Below are 14,614 nucleotides of genomic sequence, written 5' to 3'. Positions count from 1 at the left end.
CCTACCACCCCCGCTTGGCCAGGCGCTCCTCCTCCTTGAGCTGGTCCAGGTTGATGCCCACCATGGGCTCGCCCAGGTCCTCGCTCACCTCCGCCAGGACCTCGGGGTCGTTGTAATGGGTCACCGCCCGCACGATGGCCCGGGCCCGCTTCTTCGGGTCCCCGGACTTGAAGATGCCGCTCCCCACGAAGACCCCATCCATCCCCAGGTGCATCATGAGCGCGGCGTCGGCGGGGGTGGCGATGCCGCCCGCGGCGAAGTTCACCACGGGAAGCCGGCCGTGCGCATGCACCCAGCGCACGAGCTCCAAGGGCGCCCCGATCTCCTTGGCGTAGGCCACGAGTTCGTCCTCCCGCAGGGACTGGACGTGGCGGATCTGCTTCCACATGGTGCGGGCGTGGCGCACCGCCTCCACCACGTTGCCCGTGCCCGCCTCCCCCTTGGTGCGGATCATGGCCGCCCCCTCGGCGATGCGGCGAAGCGCCTCCCCCAGGTCCCGGGCCCCGTTCACGAAGGGCACCTTGAACTTCCACTTGTCAATGTGGTGCTCCTCGTCGGCGGGGGTGAGGACCTCGGACTCGTCAATGAAGTCCACCCCGATGGCCTCGAGAATCATAGCCTCCACGAAGTGCCCGATGCGCACCTTGGCCATCACGGGGATGGACACGGCGGCCATGATCTCCTTGATGATCTTGGGGTCGGACATGCGGGCCACGCCCCCTTGGGCGCGGATATCGGCGGGAACCCGCTCCAGGGCCATCACCGCCACCGCCCCCGCCTCCTCGGCGATCACCGCCTGCTCCGGGGTGGTCACGTCCATGATCACCCCACCCTTGAACATCTCGGCGAAGCCCGTCTTGATCTGGAAGGTTCCCTTCTCCATCCCGCCCTCCATCCTCAAGCTTACCGCCCGTGGGGTCAAGCGGCCAAAAGCACAAAGCCCGGGGGACCCATCCCCCAGGCCCTTTCCCCTCCCTTAGGGGAGGTAGCTCAAGGGGTTACGGGCGACCCCGCCCACCCGCACCTCAAAGTGCAGGTGGGGCCCGGTGGACCAGCCCGTGGAGCCCACGTAGCCGATCACCTCCCCCGCCTCCACCCACTGCCCGGGGCGCACGGCGATGCGGGACATGTGGGCATAGAGGGTTTCCACCCCGCCCCCGTGGTCCAAGACCACGTGGAAGCCGTAGCCCACCGAGCTCCACCCCGCCACCTCCACCTGGCCGCTTTTGGCCGCCACGATGGGGGTGCCGTAAGGGGCCGCCAGGTCTATGCCGGTGTGGTAGCGCTGGAAGGCCCCCCGCTGGCCGAAGTAGGTGGTGATGCGGAAGCCGGAGAGGGGCCAACGCATCCCGCCCTCCTGGTAGCTCACCCGGCGCACCTGGGGCCTCGCCGCCTGGGCCTGGCGCCTCGCCTGGGTTTGGGCTAGCGCCTGTTGCCTGCGCCTTTCCTCCGCCAGGCGCCTTAGCTCCTCCTGGCGGCGCCTTTCCGCCTCGAGGCGGGCCTTTCGCTCCGCTTCCTGCTTGGCCAGGAGGTTTTGATAGGTGGTTTTGGCCTGGATGCCGGGCAGGAGGACCAGGTCGCCTGGCCTAAGCTCCGCCGGGTTCTCCACCCCGTTGGCCTTGGCCACCTGGACCGGGGAAAGCCCAAAGCGCGCCGCCAGGTCCACCAGGGTCTGCCCCTCGCCCAGGGTGAGAAGAAGCCCCTTAGCTCGCTTGGGTACGTAAAGCGTGCTCCCGGCCACCAACCGGTCCAGGCTTTCCAAGGAGGGGTTGGCGGAAACCAGGTCCAGGACGCTCACGCCAAAGCGGCGGGCGATGCCCTGAAGAGTGTCCCCCGGGCGCACCCGGTAGACCTCCACCCCCGGTGGCACCCTGGGAGGCCTTTCCTCCTCCCCCACCAAGGGGATGAGGAGCCTCTGCCCCACCTGGAGCCGATGGTCCTTAAGCCCGCTAGACCACATGATGTGCCGGGGGTCCACCCCGTAGCGAGAGGCAAGCCCCGCCAGGGTATCCCCCGGCTTCACCGTGTACACCACCCACGCTTTGCGCACGGACGGCCCCACCTCCACCTGGGCCTCCGGCAGGGGAATGGGGCTAAGGGGCTTCACATACGAAAACGCCAAGGCAGGAACCGCAAGAAAGCACCATACTACCCATACCCGCAATGTTCACCTCCTAAAGGAACCCCAACCTCGGCGGGGATTATACCAACCCCCACCCCCCAAAGCGCAAGGGGCAAAAATCTAGGGGGCGGGAAACCCGCCCCCCTAGGGGAAAACCGCCTAGCGGGCCGCCAAGGAGGCCAAGAACTCCTTGTTGCTCTTGGTGCGCCCAAGGCGGGCGAGGAGCATCTCCATGGCCTCGGCCGGGTCCATGTCCGCCAAGACCTTGCGGAGAAGCCACATCTTGTGCACCACCTCCTCGCCCAAAAGGAGCTCCTCCCGCCGCGTCCCCGACTTCAGGATGTCAATGGCCGGGAAGATGCGGCGCTCCTCGAGGCGGCGGGAAAGGTGGAGCTCCATGTTGCCCGTGCCCTTGAACTCCTCAAAGATCACGTCGTCCATGCGGCTTCCCGTTTCCACCAGGGCGGTGGCCAGGATGGTCAGGCTTCCCCCACCCCGGATGTTCCGCGCCGCCCCCAGGAAGCGCTTGGGGAAGTAAAGGGCAGCGGAGTCCAAACCGCCCGAGAGCGTGCGCCCCGTGGGCGGGGTCACCAGGTTGTTGGCCCGGGCCAGGCGGGTGATGGAGTCCAGGAGGATCATCACGTGCCCCCCTTCCTCCACGATGCGCTTGGCCCGCTCGTGGACGAACTCCGCCACGCGGATGTGGTTCTGGGGGGGCTCGTCAAAGGTGCTGGCGATGACCTCGGCCCCTTGGACGCTCTCCCGGAAGTCCGTCACCTCCTCCGGCCGCTCGTCAATGAGGAGGACGATGACCTTGATGTCGGGCTCGTTCTTGAGGACGGCGTTGGCGATCTTCTTGAGGAGGGTGGTCTTCCCCGCCTTGGGAGGGGCCACGATGAGGCCCCGCTGCCCCCGGCCGATGGGGGCGAGGAGGTCAATGACCCGGGTGGAGAGCTCGTCCGGGGTGGTTTCCAGCTTGATCTGCCGGTCGGGGAACTGGGGGATCAGCTCGTCAAAGCGGGGGCGGTTTTTGGCGGCCTCGGGATCTAGGTCGTTCACCGCCTCCACCTTGAGGAGGGTGCCGTAGCGCTCGTTCTCCCGGGGCGGGCGCACCCGGCCCACGATGTAGTCCCCGCTCCTTAGGGCGTACTGACGGATGAGTCCGGCGGAAACGATGGCCACCCGGGACTCGAGGTTGTAAAGGTTTTCCGTAAGGAAACCGTAGCCGTCGGGGCTAATCTCCAGGTAGCCCTTGACCAGCTGCAGGCCCTCCCCTTGCGTCTGCCGCTCCAAGAGGGCCATGATGAGCTGGTCCTTCTTCATCCGCTTGTAGTTCTCAATCCCCGCCTCCTGGGCCAAAAGGTGGAGTTCCGGCAGGATCTTGCTGGAAAGCTCCTGGTAGGTTAGGGGGGTTTCGGGGGTTTCCGCTTTTCTCCTCATGGCTTAACCTTCTCCCAGTCCTCCATAAAGCGCTTGAGGCCGATCTCCGTGAGGGGGTGCTTCAAGAGTTGCTTGAAAACGGCGTGGGGCATGGTGGCGATGTCCGCCCCGAGCAGGGCGGCCTCCGTCACGTGCCGGGGGTGGCGGATGGAGGCGGCGATGACCTTCACGGAAAGGTCCTGCACCTGGACCATCTCCACGATCTCCCGCAGCAGCTCCCCCCCGTCCCAGGAGATATCGTCCACCCGGCCAAGGAAGGGGCTCACGTACGCCGCCCCGGCCCGCGCCGCCAAAAGGGCCTGGTTGGCGGAGAAGATGAGGGTCATGTTCACCCGTATGCCCTCGGCGGAAAGCCGCTTGCAGGCCTTAAGGCCCTCCTCGGTGGTGGGTAGCTTCACCACGATGTTGGGGTGGATGGCGGCTAGGCGCCTACCCTCCGCCACCATGGCCTCCGCCTCCAGGGCCGTCACCTCGGCGGATACCGGGCCCCCTGCCGCCTCGGCCACGGCGCGAAGGTGCTGGACTAAGCCTTCCTCGCTCAGGCGCTCTCCCCGGGCGGCGAACTCCTTGGCCACCAGGGTGGGGTTGGTGGTGACCCCTGCGAGGACCCCCCAAGCGGCAATCTCCCGTATCTCCTCCAGATTGGCGGTGTCTAGGTAAAGCTCCATGGCGCACTCCTTGTGTGCGGGAAACGAACCGGCTTAGCCTGAGTCTAGCAGACCTCTGCGGGGCGTTGTCAAGGGAGGGGAAAGGCTGCTAGCATGGCCTTAGCCGCCAGTGGGGGATTTTACCCCAGGGGGCAGAGGTTGTAAAGGCGAGGATGGGGAGAGTACCCCTTCCCAATAGCCCCAAGCGAGCCGGGGACGGTGGGAGCCCGGTGGTGCGGGAAGGTGGGAAGATCACCCCGGAGCCGCGGGAGGAAAGGGCACGCCCCGAGTAATGCCCGCCGGGTGGCGCCCGTGATAGCGCCCAAACGAGGGCCTGAGGGTTTCCTCAGGAAGCGCGGTGGTACCGCGGAAGCCTTAGCGCTTTCGTCCGCGCCTTACGGCGCGGGCGTCTTTTTAGGAGGTGGGCATGTTCAAGGAAGTGGGCGAACCCAACTTTCCGGCGCTGGAAGAGGAGATTTTGGCCTTCTGGAAGCGGGAGAAGATCTTTGAGAAGAGCGTGGAAAAACGCAAAGGGGGCCCCCGCTACACCGTTTACGAAGGCCCCCCCACCGCCAACGGCATGCCCCACGTGGGCCACGCCCAGGCCCGGAGCTACAAGGACCTCTTCCCCCGCTACAAGACCATGCGGGGCTACTACGTGCCCCGCCGGGCGGGCTGGGACACCCACGGGCTTCCCGTGGAGCTGGAGGTGGAGAAGAAGCTGGGCCTCAAAAGCAAGCGGGAGATTGAGGCCTACGGCATTGAACGCTTCAACCAGGCCTGCCGGGAGTCCGTCTTCACCTACGAGAAGGAGTGGGAGGCCTTCACCGAGCGCATCGCCTACTGGGTGGACCTGAAGAACGCCTACGCCACCCTCCAACCCACCTACATTGAGAGCATCTGGTGGAGCTTAAAAAACCTCTTTGACCGGGGCCTCCTCTACCGGGACCACAAGGTGGTGCCCTACTGCCCCCGCTGCGGCACCCCCCTCTCCTCCCACGAGGTGGCCCTGGGCTACAAGGAGATCCAAGACCCCTCCGTCTACGTGCGCCTGCCCCTGAAGGAGCCCGCCCGGCTTGGCCTCTCCCAAGGAAGCCTCCTCGTCTGGACCACCACCCCCTGGACCCTGCCCGGGAACGTGGCGGCGGCGGTCCACCCCCAGTTCACCTACGCCGCCTTCCAGGTGGGGGAGGAGGTCCTTATTTTGGAAGAAGGCCTGGGCCGGAAGCTCCTCGGGGAGGAAGCCCCCGTCCTCAAGACCTTTTTGGGCAAGGAGCTGGAGGGCCTGGCCTACACCCCCCCTTACCCCCAAGGGCTGGACAAGGGCTACTTCGTGGTCCTGGCGGAGTACGTGAGCCGGGAGGACGGCACGGGCATCGTTCACCAAGCCCCCGCCTTCGGCGCCGAGGACCTGGAAACGGCCAGGGCCTACGGCCTCCCCCTCCTCAAGACCGTGGACGAGGAGGGGAGGCTTCTCGTGGAGCCCTTCCAAGGCCTCTTCTTCCGCGAGGCCAACCGGGCCATCCTCAAGGACCTAAAGGGGCGGGGCCTCCTCTTTAAGGAGGAGCCCTACCTGCACAACTACCCCCACTGCTGGCGCTGCTCCACCCCCCTCATGTACTACGCCACGGAAACCTGGTTTATCCGCAACACCCTCTTCAAGGAGGAGCTCCTCAAGAAAAACCAGGAGATCCACTGGGTGCCCCCCCACATCAAGGAGGGGCGGTACGGGGAGTGGCTCAGGAACCTGGTGGACTGGGCCCTAAGCCGCAACCGCTACTGGGGGACGCCCCTGCCCATCTGGGTCTGCCAGACCTGCGGCAAGGAGGAGGCCATCGGGAGCTTCCAGGAGCTCAGAGAGAGGGCCACAACCCCCCTTCCCGAGCCCTTTGACCCCCACCGGCCCCACGTGGACCGGGTGGAGCTCAGGTGCGCCTGCGGGGGGACCATGCGGCGGGTGCCCTATGTGATTGACGTCTGGTACGACTCCGGGGCCATGCCCTTCGCCTCCTTGCACTACCCCTTTGAGGGCCAGGAGGAGTTTCGGGAAAGCTTCCCCGCCGACTTCATCTCCGAGGGCATTGACCAGACAAGGGGCTGGTTCAACTCCCTCCACCAACTCGGGGTCATGCTCTTCGGCTCCATCGCCTTTAAGAACGTGATCTGCCACGGCCTCATCCTGGACGAGAAGGGGCAAAAGATGTCCAAGTCCAAGGGGAACGTGGTGGACCCCTGGGACATCCTGAGGGAGTTCGGGGCCGACGCCCTCAGGTGGTACATCTACGTTTCCGCCCCGCCCGAGGCCGACCGGCGCTTCGGCCCCAACCTGGTGCGGGAAACGGTGCGGGACTACTTCCTCACCCTTTGGAACGTGTATAGCTTCTTCGTCACCTACGCCAACCTGGACCGCCCGGACCTCAGAAACCCGCCCCCGCCCGCGGCCCGCCCCGAGATGGACCGCTGGCTCTTGGCCCGGCTCCAAGAGCTCAAGCACCGGGTGACGGAGGCCCTCGAGGCCTACGACCCCACCACCTCGAGCCGGGCCATCCGGGACTTCGTGGTGGAGGACCTCTCCCAGTGGTACGTGCGCCGGAACCGGCGCCGCTTCTGGAAAAACGAGGACGCCCTGGACCGGGAAGCGGCCTACGCTACCCTCTACGAGGCCCTCCTCACCGTGGCCAAACTCTCCGCCCCCTTCACCCCTTACCTCGCCGAGGTGCTCTGGCAGAACCTGGCCCGGAGCGTGGACCCGAGGGCGGAAGAGAGCGTCCACCTCACGGACTGGCCCCCGGTGGAGGAGGCCCTTTGGGACCGGGAGCTCGTGGCCAAGATGCGGGCGGTGATCCGGGTGGTGGAGCTTGCCCGCTCGGCCCGGGCGAGAAGCGGGGTGAAGACCCGCATTCCCCTTCCCCTCCTCCTCGTCACCGCCCCCACCCCCTTGGAGCGGGAAGGCCTTAAGCACTTCGCCGAGGAAATCGCCGAGGAGCTCAACGTCAAGGAGGTGCGGGTGCTGGAGCCGGGAGAGGAGGTCCTCACCTACCGCGTCCTCCCGAACCTGAAGGCCCTGGGCCCCAAGTACGGCAGGCTTGTCCCCAAGATCCGGGAAGCCCTGGAGCGGGAGGGAGAGCGGGTGGCGGCCCTGGCCCTAAAGGGCGCGGCCATCCCCCTCGAGGTGGAGGGCGAAACCCTCACCCTCCTGCCCGAGGAGGTGCTCCTAGAGGCCCAGGCCCCCGAGGGGTACGAGGCCCTGGAAAAGGAGGGGTACGTGGCGGCCCTTAGGGTGGAGGTGACGGAGGCGCTTCGCCTGGAAGGCCTCGCCCGCGACCTCATCCGCCACCTGCAACAGGCCCGCAAGGAAATGGGCCTAAAGGTTTCCGACCGCATCCGCGTGGGCTACGAGGCGGAAGGCCCCTACCAAGAGGCTCTAAGGCGCCACGGGGCCTGGATCGCCGAGGAGGTCCTGGCCCGGGCGTTCGGCGAGGGGCTTTTCCCCGGGTACACCACGGAGGTGGCGGACGAGGAGGGCAGGGCGCGCTTTAGCCTGGAGCGGGTAAACTGAGGCCATGGGCGGGCCCGCCCGCAAAGGGCTGGACCTCGAGGCCTACCTCCGCTTGGAAGAGGCAAGTCCTTGGCGCCACCATCTGGTGGAAGGCTCCCTCTGGGCCATGGCCGGGGCCGGGCGGGCCCACAACCAACTCCTCACCCGCCTCCTCCTCCGGCTCGCCCCGTCCGCCCTGGCCCAGGGGTGCGAGGCTTGCGCAGCGGACCGCAGGCTAAAGGTCGCCGAGGACACCGTCTTCTACCCCGACCTCATGGTGGTCTGCGCTCCCTCCTCCTCCCCCCTCTACGAGGAAGCCCCTTGCCTCCTGGTGGAAATCCTTTCGCCCAGTACGGAGGCGCTGGACCGAGGGCAAAAGCTTTGGCACTACCTTCGCCTTCAGAGCCTAACCGCCTACCTCTTGGTCCACACGGAACGGGTGGCCCTGGAGGCCTACTTACGCGAGGGAGGGGGTTTCCGTTACCTGGCCCTGGGACCGGGGGACGCCCTCACCCTTTCCTGCCCCCCGGTGACCCTCGAGGTGGCCGCCCTGTACGAGGGCGTGCGCTTGGGGGAGTGATGGTATAGTACCCCCGTGCAGGACCTCAGGAACCTCCTAGAGCCCCTAGGGCTTGACGCCCTCTACGTCACCCGCCCGGAGAACGTCCGCTACCTCTCGGGCTTCCCCCACCCGGAAGACGCCCAGGTCCTCATCGCCGAGGAAGGGGCCTTCCTCCTCACCGACCCCCGCTACCCCGAGGCGGGACGGGAAAGCCGCATCCCCGCCAAGGTTCTTCGGCGGGAGGAAAAGGAGGCGCTTTTTCAGGGCCTAAGGGGCCGGGTGGGCTTTGAGGCGGAACACCTCCCCTACGCTGCCCTGGAGCGCCTCCGGGAACTCTCCCCGGCGGAATGGGTGCCCACCAAGGGGGTGGTGGAGCGCCTCCGCCTCAAGAAAACCCCCGAGGAGGTGGCGGCCATCCGGAAGGCCCAAGCCTTGGCGGAAGAGGCCTTGGCCCACGCCCTCTCCCTCTTGAGGCCAGGGGTGGAGGAGCGGGAGGTGGCCTTGGAGCTAGAGTTTTTCCTAAGGCGGCGGGGAGCGGAGGGCGTGGCCTTCCCCCCCATCGTGGCCTCGGGGGTGCGGGGGGCGCTTCCCCACGCTGGGGCCTCGGAAAAGCCCTTGAGGGCGGGCGAGCTCGTCACCTTGGACCTCGGGGCCAAGCTGGCGGGGTACCACTCGGACATGACCCGCACCTTCGCCCTGGGGAAGGTGGAGGGAGAGCTAAAGACCGCCTTCCAGGCGGTGCTTTCTGCCTTGGAAAGGGCCCTCGAGGCCCTAAAACCCGGCCGCACCGGCAAGGAGGTGGACGCCCTCGCCCGGGAGGAGCTTGGGCGGTACGGCCTGGACCGCTACTTCGTCCACTCCCTGGGGCACGGGGTGGGGCTTGCCGTGCACGAGGGGCCTAGCCTCTCCCCGTATACCGAGGACGTTCTGGAGCCCGGCATGGTGGTCACGGTGGAGCCCGGGGTCTACCTCCCGGGGCTGGGTGGGGTGCGGATTGAGGAGCTCGTCCTCATCACCGAGGACGGCATGGAGCTCCTTTCCCGCTTCCCCCGGGGATGGCAGGAGGTATAGGTGCGCCCCCTGGCCTTCTTCCTCTTTCTCGGGGTTAGCCTGGCCCAGACCTACACGGTCCAAAAGGGGGACACCCTCTTCCGCATCGCCAAGGCCCACGGCCTAAGCGTGGCGGAGCTTAAGCGCCTCAACGGCCTCTCCTCGGACCTCATCCACCCGGGGCAGGTGCTCCGGGTAAGCCCTAAGGAGGCCACCACCCCCGCCGGCCGCCCCTACCAAGAGGGCCTCGCCGTATGGTACGGCCCCGGCTTCCACGGCAAGCGCACGGCAAGCGGTGAAATCTACGATATGCACGCCCTCACCGCCGCTCACCCCACCCTTCCCTTCGGCACAAGGGTGCGGGTGACCAACCTCAAAAACGGGCGGAGCGTGGTGGTGCGCATCAACGACCGGGGGCCCTTTGGCGGCCGGTACATCATAGACCTCTCCTATGCCGCCGCCAAGGCCATCGGGGCCCTGTCCGCCACCCGGGTAAGGCTGGAGGTGCTCCCGTGAGGCGCTACGGGTTCCACCTCTCCATCGCCGGGAAGAAGGGTGTGGCGGGGGCGGTGGAGGAGGCCATGGCCTTGGGCCTTTCCTGCTTCCAGATCTTCGCCAAAAGCCCAAGGAGCTGGAAGACCCGTACCCTCTCCCCAAGCGAAGTGGAGGCCTTCCGGGCCCTCAAGGAGTTGGCGGACCTTCCCGCCGTGATCCACGCCTCCTACCTGGTCAACCTGGGGGCCGAGGGGGAGCTATGGGAAAAGAGCGTGATGAGCCTGGCGGACGACCTGGAAAAGGCCCGCCTCCTGGGAATTGAGTACGTGGTGGTCCACCCCAGCTCCGGGGACCCCAGGCGGGTGAAGGAAGGGGCGCTTAAGGCCCTCCGCCTGGCCGGGGTCAAGGACCGCCCCACCCTCCTCCTGGAAAACACCGCCGGGGGCGGGGAAAAGGTGGGGGCGCGCTTTGAAGACCTCGCCTGGCTCATCGCCGACACCCCCATGGGGGTCTGCCTGGACACTTGCCACGCCTTCGCCGCCGGGTACGACGTGAAGGGGGACCCCGCAGGGGTCCTCACCGCCTTGGACCAGGCGGTGGGCCTGGAGCGGGTGCTCGTGGTCCACCTGAACGACTCCGTGGGGGAGTTGGGAAGCCGCATAGACCACCACGCCCACCTCCTCCAGGGGAAAATCGGCGAAGGGCTCCAAGGGGTTTTCCTGGACCCCAGGCTAGAAGGCCGCCTTTTCGTCCTGGAAACCCCAAGAAGCCCAGAGGAGGACGCCTGGAACCTAAAGGTCCTCCGCGCCTGGCTAGAGGAGGCCCCCGCCCAAGAGGAGGCGCAGGGCGGAAACCGCCACCACCAGTAGCCCAAGCTTCCAGGCCCTATCCTCCCCTGAGAGCACCCCAAGCCCCGCCCCCAGGAGGGCCAAGGGGAGGACCATCCAGTTGAGCCAGCCCAGCAGGGGAAGGAGGGCGGGCAGAAGGAGAAGGAGCGCCAAGACCACCAGGACGAGGCTTAAGGTCCGCATGGGAAAAGTCTAACCAAAGAAAAACCCGAAAAACACCCTGCGGGCAAGGCGCAACACCTCCTGCACCGGGCCCCGAAGCACGGTGAGGAGGAGCAGAAAGGAAAGCCAGGCGTAGCTCTCCAGCCGCCAAAAGAGGGGGTGCCAGGAAAGGGGCAGGAGGCTTTGCAGGATCTTGGAGCCGTCCAAGGGCGGTATGGGCAGGAGGTTGAAGACCGCCAGGACCAGGTTGACGGAGCTGGCGTAGAAGAAGGCCACCGCCAACACCCCCACCGCCCCACCCCCCTCCCCCCGGAAGGCCAGGGCCACGGCCCAAGGGTCCACGGCATAAAGCCCCCGCACCAAGAGGGCGAAGAGAACGGCGAGGAGGAGGTTCAGGACAATCCCCGCCACGGAAACGGCGAAAAGGCCAAGCCGGTAGGTGCGGAAGGCTAAGGGGTTGACGGGCACAGGCTTCGCCCAGCCAAAACCCACCAGAAAGAGGAGCGCCGTACCCAAGGGGTCCAGGTGCTTTAGGGGGTTCAGGCTGAGGCGGCCCAAGCGCCTGGCGGTATCGTCCCCAAAGCGGAAGGCGGCGTAGGCGTGCCCCCACTCGTGGAGGGAAAGGCTAAAGAGCAAGGCGGCGAAGGCTAGCAAGAAGGCCAGGGGATCTTGCTGGAAGAGGGCGATCATAAACCCAGTAGCCGGTAAAGGCCCCCGAGAAGCCCGCTAAGCCCCTGGACCACCGCCCCCGTTACCCCCGTGTAGGAGAGGACCAAGAAAACGAGGATAAACCCCAAGGGCCCGTAGCTGGCGAGCTGGTCTAAAAACCGCCGGGCTTCCGGCCCGCCCACGGCGTAAAGGGCCTTGGCCCCGTCCAAGGGGGGCACGGGGAAGAGGTAGATGGCGGCGTGGAGGAGCATGAGGCGCTCCCCCACCAGGAAACCTTCGCCAAAGGGGTAAGGGAGGAAGCGGGAAAGGAGCCCATAGAGGAAGGCGGCCCCAAAGAAGCCCAAGGGCCCCATGAGGGCCACCAAGGCCCCCTTCCGCCCAGGAAGCCCCGTGGGCACGAAGCGGGGCCAGCCGAAGCCCAGGAGGACGAGAAGGACAAGCCCCAACGGCTCCAGGTGGACCCTGGGGTCCAGGGAGAGGAAGCCGTAGCGCCTGGGGGCCACCTCCCCGTAGCGGTCGGCGAGCCAGGCCTGGGCCAGGTTGTGGAGCATGAGGCCCAAGGCCCCCAAGAGGAAGGCCAAAACAAAAACGGGCGGATCGTTAAGGAGCGGAAAGAGTCCCATCCCCTATCAGTCTACGGGCCAGGGCCAGCTCCTCCTCAAAGGTCTTCACCTCGCCCCGGGCCCGGGCCTCCGCCACCCGGCGCAGGATCTCCCCCACCTTGGGGCCCGGTTTCAGGCCAAGCTCCAAGAGGTCCCGGCCCCGAAGGGTCCTGGGCCTTTCCAAAAGCCACGCTTCCCGCTCGGGGAAAAGGGCGAGGAAGGCGCTTCGCAAGGGCTCGTTGGCCAAGGCTTCCCGCTCCACCTCCTCCCCCCGCCGAACCCGCAGGAGGAGGGCAAGCCCCTCCCGAAGCCTCCGGGAAAGCCCAAGGGCCTGGGCCCGGGCCAGGGGGTCTTCCTGAAAGAAGAGGAGGACCAGAAGCCTCGCCTCTATGAGGAGGCGCTCGGGGTGGGGCCCCTCAGGGGGCTTGAGCCGGGCGAAGGGCTCCTTTGGAGGGAGGCTTAGGCCGTACAGGGGCCTTAGGGCGCCCAACCCCTCCAAGAGGGCCAGGGCCTGGTAAAAGGTGTCTTCCTCCAGGGTCAGAAGGAGCTCGTCCCGTAGGCGGCTTTGGCTCGCCGTCTTCAAGACCTCGGGGAGAAGGGCTGGGGGAAGGGCCTTTAGGGCCTCCTCGGCGAAGCGGAAGGAAAGCCGGGCCGCAAGGCGCGCCCCGCGGACGATGCGGCTTGGGTCCTCCACGAAGGAAAGGGGGTGGAGGGGGCGGAGGAGGCGGGCCTCGAGGTCCTTTAGCCCCCCGTAGGGGTCCAAAAGCTCCCGGGTGGCCAAGGAGAGGGCCATGGCGTTCACGGTGTAGTCCCGCCGCTCCAGGTCCTTGGCGATGGGGGCCGGGCGAACCTTGGGTAGCGCCCCGGGGAACGGGTAAACCTCCTCCCGGCTTTCCGCCAGGTCCACCACGAGGCCAAAGGGAAGCCGCACCCGCCCGGTGCCAAAGGCGTAGTGGAGGGAGAAGCTACCCCCAAAACGCTCCACCAAGAAGCGGGCCACCGCCTCCACCCGAACCCCCGGCTCCAGGACCACATCTATATCCGGCCCCGAGCGCAGCAAAAGGGCATCCCGCACCGCCCCGCCCACTAGGTAAAGGCCCTGGGGAAAGGCCTCCCTTAGGGCCTCCAGGACCCGCCTCGCCCCCTCGGGAAGGGCCTCCAAAATCCTCTCCCCCAGGGGCTTTTCCCCTAGGGGCCGCCTCCGGTAGAGGTCCGTGCGGGTGAAGATGCCAAGAAGCCGCCACCCTTCCCCCACCCGTTCCCCCACCAACACCCGCCCTCCCCCTTCCTTCAGGTGATGCTCCACCTGGGAAAGGGGCGTCCTCGGGGGGAGGACCACCGCCCGGGCCAAAAACCCCTCCACGGGGTGGTCCCCAAGGCCCAGCCGCTCCGCCTTCTTCAGGTCCCGCCGCCGGGCCAAGCCCAAGACCCTCACCCCTTCCCCCTCGGGCACCACCACGGGCATGGCCCCGTAGCCCCTTTCCTCCAGGGTGCGGAGGGCCTCCCGCACCGAGGTGGGGGCCAGGGTTTCCACGGGGGCCGTCATGGCCTCCTCTAGGGTGGGCTCGGGCTCCAGGTGGCGGGGAAGGCTTTGGAGGAGGCGCCGCACCGCCCCCTTAACCCCCCGCACCCGGGCAAAGGCCGCCCGGGGATGCCCCCCACCCCCCACCTCCCCCAGCCAGCGGCCCACGTCCAGCCGGGACTTGCTCCGGGCGATGAGCAGGGTTTCCCGCCCCAGGCGGAGGACCAGGAGCACCCCGTCCGCCTCGTGGAGGTCCAAGAGGGTGTGGGCCAAAGGGGCAAGGGCGGGCACGTACCCCTCCTCCTTGGCCTCGGCGAGGAGGAGGCGGAAGCCCTCCCGCTCCAACACGCGGGCGCTCCTTAAGAGCGCCCTCAGCACGCTCCGGGCCTCCTCGGAGAGGTGGGGCCTGACCCACTCCCTCACCCGCCAAGCCTCCGCCCCCATCTCCAGGAGAAGGCGGCCCGCCTCCAGATCCATGGGGGTGGTGGAGGGGAAGCTAAACCCCCCCGTGTCCTCCCACACCCCGGCGTAGGCCAAGGTGGCCTCCAAGGGGGTGAGGCCAAGCCCCCTTTCCAGGAGGAGGGGAAGGAGAAGGCTCACCGTGGCCCCCACCGCCGCCACCCTTCCCCCCACGGCGGGCACGTCCCCGGGAGCCTTGGGGTGGTGGTCAAAGACGAGGAAGGGCACCCTCCCCACCAGGGCCCTAAAGGGGCCGATGCGCTCGGGGCGGGCGTTGTCCACCAGGACCACCTCGGACACCTTGTCCAAGGGGATCTCGGCGGCGGAAACCAGGTCCAGCCGGTCCTCCAAAAGGGGGGCGAGGTCCTTTAGGGGCCCCTCGAGGCCCCCCACCAGGGCAAGGACGCTTCCCGGGAAGAGCTTCCCCGCCAGGACCATGGAGCCCAAGGCGTCAAAGTCCAGGTTCTCGTGGGCCACCACCACCCGCACGTCCTAAGA

At 67.3% G+C, this 14,614-nt stretch carries 13 protein-coding genes; 5 read left to right on the top strand and 8 right to left on the bottom strand.

Features of this window, described 5'->3' with window-relative positions:
* Position 1: 1 nt before the first annotated feature.
* From pdxS to fsa, 4 genes are all read right to left on the bottom strand, one after another.
* Positions 2–883 (bottom strand): pyridoxal 5'-phosphate synthase lyase subunit PdxS, encoded by an 882-nt coding sequence (gene pdxS / locus LXN00_RS03380; RefSeq protein WP_234504749.1) that lies wholly within the window; start codon positions 881–883, stop codon positions 2–4.
* A gap of 93 nt (positions 884–976) precedes the next feature.
* Positions 977–2,107: a peptidoglycan DD-metalloendopeptidase family protein gene (locus LXN00_RS03375; RefSeq protein ID WP_234504746.1), complete on the bottom strand. Its 1,131-nt coding sequence runs from the start codon at positions 2,105–2,107 to the stop codon at positions 977–979.
* Between the two features lie 174 nt (positions 2,108–2,281).
* The gene (rho, locus tag LXN00_RS03370; RefSeq protein WP_234504743.1) at positions 2,282–3,562 is read right to left on the bottom strand and encodes a transcription termination factor Rho; all 1,281 of its coding nucleotides are present in this window, start codon (positions 3,560–3,562) and stop codon (positions 2,282–2,284) included.
* The gene (fsa, locus tag LXN00_RS03365) at positions 3,559–4,230 is read right to left on the bottom strand and encodes a fructose-6-phosphate aldolase (protein WP_234504740.1); all 672 of its coding nucleotides are present in this window, start codon (positions 4,228–4,230) and stop codon (positions 3,559–3,561) included. The genes rho and fsa overlap by 4 nt, the downstream gene beginning before the upstream one ends.
* 406 nt (positions 4,231–4,636) lie before the next feature.
* On the opposite strand from fsa, the gene ileS reads away from it, so the two are divergent.
* The 5 genes from ileS to nfo are packed head-to-tail and all read left to right on the top strand — an operon-like array spanning position 4,637 to position 10,723.
* Positions 4,637–7,768: an isoleucine--tRNA ligase gene (gene ileS / locus LXN00_RS03360; RefSeq protein ID WP_234504737.1), complete on the top strand. Its 3,132-nt coding sequence runs from the start codon at positions 4,637–4,639 to the stop codon at positions 7,766–7,768.
* Between the two features lie 4 nt (positions 7,769–7,772).
* Positions 7,773–8,327 carry a Uma2 family endonuclease gene (locus LXN00_RS03355; RefSeq protein WP_234504735.1) on the top strand — a complete coding sequence of 185 codons (555 nt, stop codon included), beginning with the start codon at positions 7,773–7,775 and terminating at the stop codon, positions 8,325–8,327.
* Between the two features lie 15 nt (positions 8,328–8,342).
* Positions 8,343–9,380, top strand: coding sequence for a M24 family metallopeptidase (locus LXN00_RS03350; protein ID WP_234504733.1), 1,038 nt, complete (start codon positions 8,343–8,345; stop codon positions 9,378–9,380).
* Complete coding sequence (locus tag LXN00_RS03345) at positions 9,381–9,875, top strand: septal ring lytic transglycosylase RlpA family protein (RefSeq protein ID WP_234504731.1); 495 nt, start codon at positions 9,381–9,383, stop codon at positions 9,873–9,875.
* A complete protein-coding gene (gene nfo, locus LXN00_RS03340) occupies positions 9,872–10,723 on the top strand; it encodes an endonuclease IV (protein WP_234504729.1) in 852 nt (283 codons plus the stop codon). Before LXN00_RS03345 ends, nfo begins: the two co-directional genes overlap by 4 nt.
* Here nfo and LXN00_RS03335 read toward each other — a convergent pair.
* The 4 genes from LXN00_RS03335 to LXN00_RS03320 are packed head-to-tail and all read right to left on the bottom strand — an operon-like array spanning position 10,667 to position 14,605.
* Positions 10,667–10,885 carry a hypothetical protein gene (locus tag LXN00_RS03335; protein WP_234504727.1) on the bottom strand — a complete coding sequence of 73 codons (219 nt, stop codon included), beginning with the start codon at positions 10,883–10,885 and terminating at the stop codon, positions 10,667–10,669. The genes nfo and LXN00_RS03335 overlap by 57 nt on opposite strands.
* A 9-nt stretch (positions 10,886–10,894) precedes the next feature.
* Complete coding sequence (locus LXN00_RS03330) at positions 10,895–11,554, bottom strand: site-2 protease family protein (RefSeq protein ID WP_234504724.1); 660 nt, start codon at positions 11,552–11,554, stop codon at positions 10,895–10,897.
* Complete coding sequence (locus LXN00_RS03325) at positions 11,551–12,156, bottom strand: site-2 protease family protein (protein WP_234504723.1); 606 nt, start codon at positions 12,154–12,156, stop codon at positions 11,551–11,553. The genes LXN00_RS03330 and LXN00_RS03325 overlap by 4 nt, the downstream gene beginning before the upstream one ends.
* The gene (locus LXN00_RS03320) at positions 12,134–14,605 is read right to left on the bottom strand and encodes a CBS domain-containing protein (protein WP_234504719.1); all 2,472 of its coding nucleotides are present in this window, start codon (positions 14,603–14,605) and stop codon (positions 12,134–12,136) included. Before LXN00_RS03320 ends, LXN00_RS03325 begins: the two co-directional genes overlap by 23 nt.
* Positions 14,606–14,614 lie beyond the last annotated feature (9 nt).

It is taken from the genome of Thermus brockianus (genome assembly GCF_021462505.1).
GTDB classification, from domain to species: domain Bacteria; phylum Deinococcota; class Deinococci; order Deinococcales; family Thermaceae; genus Thermus; species Thermus hydrothermalis.
This window is presented reverse-complemented; position numbering and strand designations above follow the sequence as displayed.

What these genes read in the sequence shown, in the direction of transcription:
- pdxS (WP_234504749.1), bottom strand. Translation starts at nt 883, where the DNA reads ATGGAGAAGGGAACCTTCCAGATCAAGACGGGCTTCGCCGAGATGTTC.
- rho (WP_234504743.1), bottom strand. Translation starts at nt 3,562, where the DNA reads ATGAGGAGAAAAGCGGAAACCCCCGAAACCCCCCTAACCTACCAGGAG.
- fsa (WP_234504740.1), bottom strand. Translation starts at nt 4,230, where the DNA reads ATGGAGCTTTACCTAGACACCGCCAATCTGGAGGAGATACGGGAGATT.
- ileS (WP_234504737.1), top strand. Translation starts at nt 4,637, where the DNA reads ATGTTCAAGGAAGTGGGCGAACCCAACTTTCCGGCGCTGGAAGAGGAG.
- LXN00_RS03355 (WP_234504735.1), top strand. Translation starts at nt 7,773, where the DNA reads ATGGGCGGGCCCGCCCGCAAAGGGCTGGACCTCGAGGCCTACCTCCGC.
- LXN00_RS03335 (WP_234504727.1), bottom strand. Translation starts at nt 10,885, where the DNA reads ATGCGGACCTTAAGCCTCGTCCTGGTGGTCTTGGCGCTCCTTCTCCTT.
- LXN00_RS03330 (WP_234504724.1), bottom strand. Translation starts at nt 11,554, where the DNA reads ATGATCGCCCTCTTCCAGCAAGATCCCCTGGCCTTCTTGCTAGCCTTC.
- LXN00_RS03325 (WP_234504723.1), bottom strand. Translation starts at nt 12,156, where the DNA reads ATGGGACTCTTTCCGCTCCTTAACGATCCGCCCGTTTTTGTTTTGGCC.